Annotated in this window: 3 protein-coding genes, 1 pseudogene and 1 other annotated feature; of the genes and pseudogenes, 2 read left to right on the top strand and 2 right to left on the bottom strand. The window is 41.9% G+C overall.

The features are described from left to right. Window positions 1-62 precede the first annotated feature (62 nt). Complete coding sequence (locus DCC82_RS18545; RefSeq protein ID WP_286171362.1) at window positions 63-185, bottom strand: hypothetical protein; 123 nt, start codon at window positions 183-185, stop codon at window positions 63-65. Window positions 186-195: 10 nt separating this feature from the next. Beyond that, a pseudogene (locus DCC82_RS09065) lies at window positions 196-433 on the bottom strand (PTS transporter subunit IIC); the annotation flags it as partial. A gap of 87 nt (window positions 434-520) precedes the next feature. Between DCC82_RS09065 and DCC82_RS09060 the strand changes: the two are divergent. Both DCC82_RS09060 and DCC82_RS09055 read left to right on the top strand, forming a co-directional pair. Further along, entirely contained in the window at window positions 521-1,645 is a 1,125-nt protein-coding gene (locus DCC82_RS09060; protein WP_097354937.1) for an NAD(P)/FAD-dependent oxidoreductase, read from the top strand. 110 nt (window positions 1,646-1,755) lie between these two features. Continuing rightward, window positions 1,756-2,205, top strand: a complete 450-nt coding sequence (locus tag DCC82_RS09055; RefSeq protein WP_097354432.1) for a hypothetical protein — start codon at window positions 1,756-1,758, stop codon at window positions 2,203-2,205. A 568-nt stretch (window positions 2,206-2,773) separates the two neighbouring features. Next, window positions 2,774-3,017, top strand: a binding site (T-box leader). The last annotated feature ends 96 nt before the right edge of the window (window positions 3,018-3,113 follow it).

Below are 3,113 nucleotides of genomic sequence, written 5' to 3'. Positions count from 1 at the left end.
ATCGCATATTTATCAAAATTTGGGGGCTAGAAGTTCAATTTATCTCGAAGAATTTTTACTCCTCAGAGCTGCTGTTCTTCCATAATTTCTTTATCTAAATCTTGAACCCACTCCAACACCTCCATCAAAGCGGGAATGCGTTCGCGGGCAAAGCGTTCATGAAACCAGCTTCTTGCATCAAGCACACGAAGCTGGTTACAAAAATAGTTTAATTAAATATCCCAACAAAATCTCAAAATCCGAATCTCCGAACGTCGTCCCTTCAAACCCAAACGAGCCAAGGACTGGGAGCAAGAGCGCTGGTAAGAAAGAGATTAAAATTCCGTTGGCAAATGCCCAGAAAATGAGCGCCTCGTCTGCCGCCTGTGGCGTTGCCGAATACTCCTGCTGCTTCGGTGAAAAAGTGCAGAATTAACCCGGGAACGATCCCCTTAGAAATGAACTCTTACTTCTTTTCGCAAACGCTTCATCATGTGCTATTCTAATGATGGAAAAAGAAAAAATAGAAAAGGTGTTTTTTATGAAATCATACATCATCGTTGGAGGCGGAATTTTAGGAGCGTCTACCGCTTATCACTTGGCAAAAGAAGGAGCTGCTGTAACGCTAATAGACAGAGGTGACAAAGGCCAAGCAACAGATGCTGCGGCTGGAATTGTTTGTCCATGGGTTTCCCAGCGTCGAAATAAGCGTTGGTATCGTTTAGCGAAAGGCGGAGCGAGATTTTATCCCGCTTTAATCAAAGAACTGAAATTCTATGGTGAAACGGAAACGGGATATGAGCGTGTAGGAGCAATCTGTCTTCATACAGATGAAGAGAAGCTTCAAAAGATCAAGGAAAGAGTATTACAACGTCGTGAGGACGCACCAGAAATAGGCGAAATTACGCGATTGTCTCCCGAGGAAACAAAAGCACTATTTCCGCCATTGGCAGAGGAGTATAGCTCCATTCATGTCAGTGGCGCCGCTCGCGTCAATGGAAGAGCACTTCGCAACTCCTTAGTTCGGGCAGCGCAAAAGCTTGGAGCTGCTTATATCAAAGGAAACGCAAAACTTATCCATAAAGGTGCACAAGTAATCGGTGTCGAAGTAGAAGGAAGACAATATGTAGGAGATGCCGTCATTGCAACGGCTGGTGCGTGGTCAAAAGAGCTGCTTCTACCGTTAGGCATTGAATTTTTAGTGGTGCCGCAAAAAGCGCAAATCGTTCACCTTGAAAGACCAGAACAGGATACAGACAATTGGCCCGTTGTCATGCCGCCAAATAATCAATATCTCCTTGCCTTTAAAGATGGCCGTATTGTCATCGGAGCCACTCATGAAGATGAGGTTGGCTTCGATTGCAGAGTAACGGCTGGTGGATTGCATGAAGTTTTAGACAAAGCTTTAACCGTAGCTCCAGGGCTGGCGAATTGTACTCATCTTGAAACAAGAGTTGGTTTTCGTCCATACACTCCTGGGTTTCTTCCGGTCTTTGGAGCGCTTCCAGGTTTCGAAGGCATCTATGTGGCCAACGGATTAGGCGCATCCGGACTGACAGCTGGTCCTTACTTAGGTTCTGAACTGGCAAAGCTCGTACTCGGAAAACCAACAGAATTAGACCCTTTGGACTATGATGTCGCTGGCGCCATTAAGAAAATAGAATAAAACATCCGGAGTCAATAAGAAGAACACCATCGTAATTCGCTTTCTGTTTGGGCGACCGAACGGCTACTCAGGCATAAAATCCAATAGAAAATTGACTAGGGGAGTAAAACATGAAACATAACACAAAAGATAAAGATAAGGTATTGAAATGGATTAATGAACAATTCAGCTTTTTCCAGTTTGACTCAGATCCAGTTTATAAGACAACCCTTTATTTCAAACTCGACAATCCTGAATATGACCCAGAAATCGAAGTTTATGTGCGTAAAACAACAGAGGAAATGGAATTCGGGTTTGAAGCGACTCAATGGGATGGGTACATGCCCGCTCCTTATCCTTCTATTTATCCAAAATACTCCACTCCGCTCGATAGTTTAAGAAGTCTTGAGGAAGAAGAAATGAAAGAGGAAATACTTGAGTTATTGATGAAGACCATCAACTCTAGAAAAAGGCAATATCGAAAATGTCAGTTTTGCGGAAAAAGGGTAGCAGCAGAACATCGATTTGATAAAAGCACTTGTCATCGTTGTGCTTCGGAACACTTTGGTATAGTATACTAATTTCATTTGACACTTGGGTTGTAGAATTCAAATCCAAATAGAGATAAATTGGATTTATCTATGATATTGAAATGATTTTTAATAACCCTACCTATGTCTAAAATTGAATTCAGAGAAACCCTACCCCATTACATTACACAAAATTCTTGACGGTACCAAAAATTCTGTCGAATTATGTCATAAAAACACCAAAAAAATAGAATCTCAAACACTTCTGTCGTAAGTTAAGCGATGACAGATAGAAACTCCTCCGTTACATTCTTAAATGATTCAAGCAAACTCGAGACTGACGAACCCTATTTTTGTCCGAGCGTGTTGGCTCCGTTCGCATCAAAATATGTAACATCCGCCGCTTTTGAAACTAAAGGAATTCTCGTTTCAAGCACTCTTGGAAAATCTCCTTGATTCTCTTGGAGCTTTAATATAGTTTTTCACGGACACATCATAGTTAATAAGCAGGAATATTCCTGTGCTCACACGAAGATCAGAGATCTTTTTTTGCAAAAAGAGCATAAACTCTAAAAATATTGACATTTCAGTTTTACTCTGCTAAATTATTTTCAAATAATAAAAATCAATGACGAGAAGAGTAAGATAGGATCCCTGTTCTACAGAGAGTCGGCGTTTGGTGAAAGCCGATGTCCAGGCCTTATCCGAAGATCATCTCTGAGATGCAAAGCTGAAACATAGTAAGCTTTGACGGGTTGTCCACCGTTATAATGGAATGCGTATGATTGTACGTGATGGAGAGCCGCATGATTTTTACATATGCGGAATAAGGGTGGTAGCGCGGGCACAAACCCGTCCCTATATGTAGGGACGGGTTTTTATATATTAAAGGAGCATTCCCGTTAGGAGCTTTTCCGGGGACTTGATCAAAAAAAGCCCTCTTGGTATGATGCAGGGGT

Source organism: Geobacillus sp. LYN3, assembly GCF_003064505.1.
In the GTDB taxonomy this organism is placed as follows: domain Bacteria; phylum Bacillota; class Bacilli; order Bacillales; family Anoxybacillaceae; genus Parageobacillus_B; species Parageobacillus_B toebii.
This window is presented reverse-complemented; position numbering and strand designations above follow the sequence as displayed.

Bases quoted from the DNA above. Each gene is read 5' to 3' on its own strand.
- DCC82_RS09060 (WP_097354937.1), top strand. From the start codon at position 521: ATGAAATCATACATCATCGTTGGAGGCGGAATTTTAGGAGCGTCTACC.
- DCC82_RS09055 (WP_097354432.1), top strand. From the start codon at position 1,756: ATGAAACATAACACAAAAGATAAAGATAAGGTATTGAAATGGATTAAT.